We start from the raw sequence: 6598 nt of genomic DNA on the forward strand, positions 1-6598 counted from the left end.
GGTCACTCTCGGCGCGCCGCGGCGATGCTGGCCTCGAGTGCAGCCATCAGGTCGACGACCTCCACCGGTTCGGCCGGCTCCTCCACCTCGACCCCGGCCACCTTCGCCGCCACCAACTGCTCCAGCGCCGCGGCGTACCCGTCGTGAAGCTCCTGGATCTCGACGCCCGCCAAGGCGTCCATGAGGAGCTCGGCGAGCTCGAGCTCCCGCTCTGTGACCGGGACCGCGCTCGACAGGTCGTCCGGCTCCCGGATCTCCTCCGGCCAGAACAGCGTGTGCAGGACGAGCATCCCGTGGCGTGGCCGGAGCACTGCCAGGCGCTCCCTCGTCCGCAGCGTCACCTTCGCCACGGCGACCGTGCCATGCCGTGCGAGGGCCTCGACGAGCAGCGCGTACGGCCGCTGCCCCTGTTCGCCGGCCGCACCCACCCAGTACGGCTTCGCGTACAGGACCGGGTCGACATCGCGCTCGTCGACGAACCCGAGGACCTCGACCGTCTTCCTCGTCGGGAGGGGGAGCGCGGCCAGGTCCTCGTCGAGGAGCACCACCGTACGGCCGTCCGGCCGCTCCCAGCCGCGCGCGATCTCCGACTGCGGGACTTCGACGTCCTCGCGCTCACACACCGGCCGGTGCCGGATGCGCGCCCCGTCGGCCGCGTGGACCTTATGGAATCCGCTGCTGTGCTCCTCGGTCGCGGAGTAGAGGTGGACGGGCAGTGTGACCAGGCCAAAGGATACGTAGCCGGTCCAGATCGCGCGCATACCGACAGCGTTAAATGCGGGGCGGTTCGGCGCGCGGTGAGTTACTCCGGCGTAGTGGTTTCCCAGGCATGCCCGGGGCAAGACGCCCTACTGGAGCCACCGCCCACTTCGTCGCGGGAGTGGTGGCGGTGCCCCCGCCCGTCGCGGACTGCGTCGAGGAGGTGCTCGGAAATGGTGCTTTTCCTGCTGCTTGTCATCGCAGCGATCATCCTGGGTTTGATTGGCGCGGTCGCCCATGGCCTGTTCTATCTCTTGGTCATCGGCGTAGTAGTGCTCGTGCTCGACCTCGTCTACATCGTCGCGAGGGGGCGCCACAGGCGTCAGAGTGTGCTCCGCTGAGGGACAGCTCCCACGGGTCGCCCGATGTCGTCGTCCCGGTCAGCTTGGTGTCTTCCCGGCCAGGTGCCCCTGGGCGGATCGGACGCATCGTGGCTGTGCGGCCTCGCCCGTCGGACCTGCCGCACACGGACGGCGGGACCGCTCTCACTGGTACATCGGCGAGGAGGTCATATGGACGAGAAAACGCCTGCACCGGCCCGGCGAGAAGGTTCTCGCCGGCGGTATCGATGAATGCACCTGCGGTCAAGGGTCAAGGTCACCGCTTCACCAGCACGGACGTGCGGGGCCGCACCTTTCCGCCGGTTCCCCAGGAGTGCTCCGGGGCCGGCTGGCACCCTGACGCCCGCCCACGCGGAGCGCGGCCCGTAATCCTTCAAGCAGCAACTCGCCTGACTGTGCGGGGCCAAGGCAAGCGGTCAGGCGGGCTCCAGACGCGGTCCCGCCAAACACTGACCCGCCTGCCGCGGCGGGACCGCCACCCTTGGGAACGACCATGTTCATCAACAGCATCACCGCCCGCCGGGTCGCCGCCGCCGCTCTCGCGGCACCCCTCCTCGCGCTCGTCGGGGTCGGCACGGCCGCCGCCGCGCCACAGCAGACCACCACCTCCACCCAGCAGTCGGTCATCGCCCACGGCGGTTGCTGGGGGTACGGCTGCGGTTACGGTGGCTACGGCTACGGCTACGGCTACGGCGGCTACGGATTCGGACCCGGGTTCGGGTACGGACCCGGTTACGGCTATGGATACGGACCCGGCTACGGCTACGGCGGCAACGGCGGCGTCATAGTCATACTGGGGTAACCGCGAACACGGAAGGTGAGGCCCTGCCTGACGCATCCCTCCTTGGGCTGTCCTCTTGATCATGCGAGAGCGCGTCACAGGCCTCATCCGCTGAACCGCCCCCTGGCGGCTCCGCTGCTGCCATCCCCCCGTCAGGGCTGTCTGTCCGGCCAGGATGCCCATGGGGCGGTTGAGGTGCAGTGTGGAAGTGCGGCCTCGTCCAAGCGGAACGAGATTCAGCCCTCAAGGACGGGGCCGCCCCAAAACGCGGTCCCGTCGAACGCTCTGCCCGAGCCCCGGCGGGACCGCCTATGGACGCGGCTCTGCCTTGCTTCCCTTGGCTCTGGTGGGGGGTGGGGCCGCTCATGCGCCCGTCTGGCCGTGCGGGGCTAAGCTGCGGCTGGGCGGGCCCACGAACGCGGCCCCGCCAAAAACAGGACCGCCCGCCGCGGCGGGGCCGCTCGTCACCCGTGTGCGCTCCTCAACTTGTGGGCTCGCTGCAGCAGGCGGAGCGTGGGCACAGGCCCAAGGACCGTCCCCTCCCACCTGACCTCCCTCGGCCGAGAGCTGGGCCCTTGCCGTGCGAGAGGCGGGGGCCCTTCTCTTTGCGCTACACCGGGCGCGGCGAAGCCAGGTAGCGCGCATGCTGAAAGTGCGGTCTCGCAGGAGTGCCTCCACGCGAACGTGGGACCGCTCGGGAGATGGAAGAGGCCCTCGCCGCCGCGGGCTGCGCGGTGAGGGCCTCGCGATGCCCCCCCCACACAAAGTCCTGGGGTGCTGAGGTCCCCCAGGCATCAGGGTGCGGGCGGCGCAGGGCGCACCGGTTTTCGGTCGGGGGTGGGTGCGTCCCAGGACTCGAGCAAGCGCAGTGCCTGTTCGGTCGGTGAGCCGGGTTCCACGTTGTAGACGTACAGGGTCTGTTCTGCGTCTCCGGGAACGGGGAAGGACTCGAAGTCGAAGTGCAGGTCACCGACGACGGGGTGATGGTGCAGCTTTGCGCCGTGGGTGCAGCGCAGTACCCGGTGGTCGGTCCACCAGGTCGTGAACTCCGGTGACTGCAGCATGAGCTCGCCCACGAGGTCTGCGAGCTGCCGGTCATGGGGGCGGCGTCCGGCCTCCAGGCGGAGGATCCCGACGGTTTCGGCGGCGATGCGTTCCCAGTCGCCGACGGTCTGCCGGGCGGAGGGGTCCAGCAGGTAGTAGCGGGCCAGGTTGCGGGCCGGTACCGGCAGGGCGTCGAAGTCGGTGAGGATGGCCCTGGCCAGTCGGTTGGAGGCCAGGACGTCCGTCCGCCGGCCGAGGACGTAGGCCGGCACGTGCTGCAGTGTCTGCAGCAGCAGGTGCAAGCCTGGACGGACTCTCTGCGGACCGACGGGGGTACGGCGAGTGGCGGCGCTCGGCCGGGCCAGCAGATCCTGCAGGTGTTCCGTCTCGGACGCGTCCAGGTGCAGGGCCCGGCTCAGGGCCGCAAGGACCTCCGGTGAGGGGTTGCCGGCTCGCCCCTGTTCGAGCCGTGTGTAGTACTCGGTGCTCACTCCGGCGAGCCGTGCGACCTCGTCGCGGCGCAGCCCCGGAACCCGGCGTGCGCGGCCGTCCTCGGGCAACCCTGCCTGGTCAGGGGTCAGACGACTACGCCGAGTGCGCAGGAAATCAGCGAGCTCGCTTCGGCTGTCCATACACCCAGTGTCGCGTCCACTGTGTGCGGCATATCCGGTTTGGGTGGCCCTGTCGGTACCAGCCTCGGGAGGGTGGGGTAGGCGGCCTTTTCGGTGGGTCTCGCGGTGGTGAGCTGGATGAGCGGCCCGGACGAGCGGACCGCCACCCCCCGAAAGTTCCACGGAAGGTACCCCCGCAATGACTTCGCAGACCCCTGTCGCCCCCTTTGCCGGCCGTGTCGCCGTCGTCACCGGCGCCTCGAGCGGCATCGGTGAAGCAACTGCTGAACACCTGGCATCGCTGGGAGCGAAGGTCGCCGTGCTGGCCCGGCGCGAGGACCGGCTCGCCGAGCTGGTCTCCCGCATCGAGAAGAACGGTGGCACCGCGTTGGCGATCACCGTGGACGTGACCGACGTCCAGGCCGTGTCCGACGCCGCCGACCAGGTCAAGAACGACCTCGGTGGTGCGGACCTGCTCTTCAACAACGCCGGCGTCATGCTGCCCGCGCCCATCGAGGAGCTGCGCGCCGACCAGTGGCAGCGGCAGATCGACCTCAACATCACGGGCCTGATGAACGTCATCGGCGCGTTCACCCCGCAGCTGGTCGAGGCGGCCACCGCACGCGGCGTCGCCGACCTGATCAACACCTCGTCGAGCGCCGCGCAGAACCTCTACCCGACCTTCGCCGTCTACGCCGGCACCAAGGCGTTCGTCTCCCACCTGTCGAAGCACCTTCGGGTAGAGCTGGGCCCGAAGAACGTGCGGGTCTCCGCAATCGAGCCCGGCATCGTCGGCACGGAACTGCAGGGCCACGTCACCGACCCTGGCGCCAGCGCATGGCTGGAGGGCTCGAAGGAGACCATCGACTGGCTCCAGTCGGACGACATCGCGCGGACGGTCGGCTTCATCGCCTCCCTGCCCCTGCGGGTCAACCTCCCGCAGGTCTTCATCATGCCGACGGCCCAGCCCAGCTGACATCGGGCAGCGGCGTCGACGCAGCACAAGAGGAGGGGGGAGGGCGATCGGGGCTGTCTCCCATCCCCCCCACTCCTGCCCACGCTGAGGATGGCGCCCGTGACGGGCGGGCCCTGTAGGCGGTTCCGCTTGCGTTTACCGCCCGAGCAGCGGCGGCCCGAGACGATCTGACACCCGACTCCTCCTCCTCACGGGGAGGACGCCCGGCTGAATGGCCGGATTTGGCATGACGAATCCGTTTGGGCCCGCCCGCGGACCACGCGTAGCCTCTTGGGCCATGTGCTTCACGCGTTCAACGGTGCCTTCCGGCACTACGTGTGCGTTGCGTGCTGGCTCTCCTTCATGGGCAGCACGTGGCCGATCCGGAAGCGCATCTGTCCTGGCTGTTGTGAGCAGCTCGTCTTCGCTGGCCATGACTTCGCTGCGCCCCGGCGACGCGACACGAAGGCCTGGTCCGTCGTTGCAAGTGTGCTTGCAGAGGGGCTGACTTACGACCACCGCCCAGGGTGCGGATGCTCGCCGCTGACCTCGTTCCGTCCCCGGACCCGAGCACAGGTGCGTGTGCGCCGACGCGTGGCCGAGCGGCTGGGCCTGCCTCTGTCGGTTGCCCTCGCTCGCCGCGATGCCCTTACCCCGGAGAGCCGCGACGAGCATCCAACCTTGCCGTCGGCAGCCGCGCCTCGCACACCACCACGGGCGTCGAAGGCTGACCACCCCGGCCGGCGCTGATCATGGCGTGGGCGCCGTCGGCTGAACGCAGTCGGGTACAAGCGGCCGCTGCGGCCAGCCGCGACAGGGGCGACCAGGCTCGGGGATCTTGTCGAATGGGCAACTGATGTCCTGGCCAACGTCCTTGCGAACTTGCTCTGGCCGTGTTGGCGGACCGTACGGTCATGGTGGCGGGAGCGGTGTCCCGGCCTCCTTGCCCAGCGGGACTTTGTCCGCTGGGCAAAGGTAGGTGCCCATGTTGCGTTCCATCATGCGCAGCGCCGATTCGGCCAGGTCGCGGTGGATGTGCGCGACGGCGTCACTCGCGACGGTCGTCGGCAGGTGCCGGACGTGGGCGTCGAGTGCCGAGTACAGCACGCACTGCTCGGTGACCTGCCCGCACAGCACGAGATGGCCGACGTTCTGCCGGTCCAGGAGGTACTCCAGCGGGGTCTGGAAGAAGATCGAATGCCGGGCCTTGACGACGAACAGCGAGTCGGCGTCGGGCTTGACCGGTTCGACCAGGTCGGCGTGTGGGGCAGCGAGTGCCATGTCGAGGATTTCATCATGATTTGAGCGCCAGCGTCCGTAATTGTCGTTGACGTAAATGACGTCCACACCGATGTTGCGAGCGCGTGAGATCAGCCTCCGCACACCGGGGAGCGCCTCTCGCACAGATGGCAGCAGCAGTTCTGCGTCCTCGTGCTCATATGTATTGATCATGTCGATCACGACGAGCGCGGTCGTATCCGTGTCGTGCATCGTTGCGGACCTCGATGGTTGCCGTGTCGGGCGGTCACTCCGCAGCAGCGCGCTGGGCGTGTACGCGGGCGAAGCGCCGAAAGCCCCGGACAAGATTGTTGTTCCAGCTTGCGGCCATCGAGACTGCGTCGCAGGCGGGGCGGGTGAAATCCCGAGGGATCGTGTATCCGCCCTCGGATGCGCCGGTCGCCGGGTCCGGCTGGCTGGATGAGCGGCATCCTCGCCCTGGACCGCGAGTCCAGGGACCCCCTGCTCGGCCGCGTCACCACCGCATAGCGCACATTCCACGCCGCTGGAAGTAGACGGCGGTCGGCTATCTCGAAGATCAGCCGGTGGCCGTCTCTATATCCGGACCCTCACTCCGACGCCCGAACAACCACCGGGATCCGGTGGGAACCCGTACACCACTCCAACGGAAGTGACCCGGTTATCCGCTCCAACACTCTTGGTGACCGCGACGCAATTGGGCGTCGCGACACTGCACAGCCCTGGGTCCGTCAGCCGCACCGGAGGGCCGGGCGCCCCCCCCCCCCGGGGGGGCCGCCCCCCGGGGGGGGGGGGGGCCCCCCCGGGCCCCCCGCCCCCGCTAGGGTTGGGCCCCCCCCCCGCGGGCCCC

At 69.2% G+C, this 6598-nt stretch carries 6 protein-coding genes; 3 read left to right on the plus strand and 3 right to left on the minus strand.

Going from position 1 to position 6598, the window contains the following annotated elements:
- Positions 1-2: 2 nt before the first annotated feature.
- Entirely contained in the window at positions 3-761 is a 759-nt protein-coding gene (gene ku / locus ACFZAU_RS40475; protein WP_500556382.1) for a non-homologous end joining protein Ku, read from the minus strand.
- 171 nt (positions 762-932) lie between these two features.
- Here ku and ACFZAU_RS40480 point away from each other — a divergent pair, with 171 nt between their 5' ends.
- Both ACFZAU_RS40480 and ACFZAU_RS40485 read left to right on the plus strand, forming a co-directional pair.
- Positions 933-1100: a hypothetical protein gene (locus tag ACFZAU_RS40480; RefSeq protein ID WP_500556383.1), complete on the plus strand. Its 168-nt coding sequence runs from the start codon at positions 933-935 to the stop codon at positions 1098-1100.
- A 493-nt stretch (positions 1101-1593) separates the two neighbouring features.
- Positions 1594-1902, plus strand: coding sequence for a hypothetical protein (locus tag ACFZAU_RS40485; protein WP_500556384.1), 309 nt, complete (start codon positions 1594-1596; stop codon positions 1900-1902).
- Between the two features lie 773 nt (positions 1903-2675).
- Here ACFZAU_RS40485 and ACFZAU_RS40490 read toward each other — a convergent pair.
- Positions 2676-3557, minus strand: a complete 882-nt coding sequence (locus tag ACFZAU_RS40490) for a helix-turn-helix domain-containing protein (RefSeq protein ID WP_500556385.1) — start codon at positions 3555-3557, stop codon at positions 2676-2678.
- Between the two features lie 178 nt (positions 3558-3735).
- Between ACFZAU_RS40490 and ACFZAU_RS40495 the strand changes: the two genes are divergently transcribed.
- Entirely contained in the window at positions 3736-4512 is a 777-nt protein-coding gene (locus ACFZAU_RS40495; protein ID WP_500556386.1) for an SDR family oxidoreductase, read from the plus strand.
- Between the two features lie 891 nt (positions 4513-5403).
- Here the strand turns inward: ACFZAU_RS40495 and ACFZAU_RS40500 are convergent.
- Complete coding sequence (locus ACFZAU_RS40500) at positions 5404-5982, minus strand: cysteine hydrolase family protein (RefSeq protein WP_500556387.1); 579 nt, start codon at positions 5980-5982, stop codon at positions 5404-5406.
- Positions 5983-6598 lie beyond the last annotated feature (616 nt).

The sequence above is a fragment of the Streptomyces sp. NPDC008238 genome (assembly GCF_042956445.1).
Classification (GTDB): Bacteria; Actinomycetota; Actinomycetes; order Streptomycetales; family Streptomycetaceae; genus Actinacidiphila.